Genomic DNA, 632 nt, shown 5'->3' with positions numbered 1-632 from the left:
CCGCGCTGGGGGACGTGGTCGCCCGGCACGAGAGCCTGCGCACCGTCTTCGCCGAGGACGAGCACGGCCCGCACCAGATCGTCCTCGCGCCCCGGCACGCCGAGCCCGGCCTGAAGGCGGTCCCCACCACGGAGGACCGCCTGAGGGCCGACCTGGAGGCCGAGGCCGCCCGCCCCTTCGACCTCGGCCAGGCGCCGGTCCACGCCCGCCTCTTCGTCCTCGACGAACGCACCCACGTCCTGCTGCTGGCGGTCCACCACATCGCGATGGACGGCTGGTCGGTCCGCCCCCTGGTGCGCGACCTGGCGTCCGCCTACGCGGCCCGCCGCCACGGCACCTCCCCCGACCTGCCCGAACTCCCCGTGCAGTACGCCGACTACACCCTGTGGCAGCACGAGGAGCTGGGCTCCGAGGACGACCCGGACAGCCCCGTCGCCGCCCAACTCCGTTACTGGCGCCAGACCCTGGACGGACTGCCGCAGGAGTCGGCGCCGGCCGCCGACCGGCCCCGCCCCGCCACCCCCTCGTACCGGGGCGGCCGCGTCGCCTTCACCGTCCCGCCGGGGTTGCACGGGCGGGTGGTGGAGGTGGCGCGGGAGTTCCGGGCGACGCCGTTCATGGTGGTGCACGCG

General features: G+C 76.1%; 1 protein-coding gene. It reads left to right on the top strand.

Going from position 1 to position 632, the window contains the following annotated elements; translation table 11 throughout:
* On the top strand, positions 1 to 632 hold a 632-nt coding region (locus IE245_RS33145; protein ID WP_229851920.1), incomplete at both ends, for a condensation domain-containing protein.

The sequence above is a fragment of the Streptomyces roseolus genome (assembly GCF_014649855.1).
GTDB classification, from domain to species: domain Bacteria; phylum Actinomycetota; class Actinomycetes; order Streptomycetales; family Streptomycetaceae; genus Streptomyces; species Streptomyces roseolus.
This window is presented reverse-complemented; position numbering and strand designations above follow the sequence as displayed.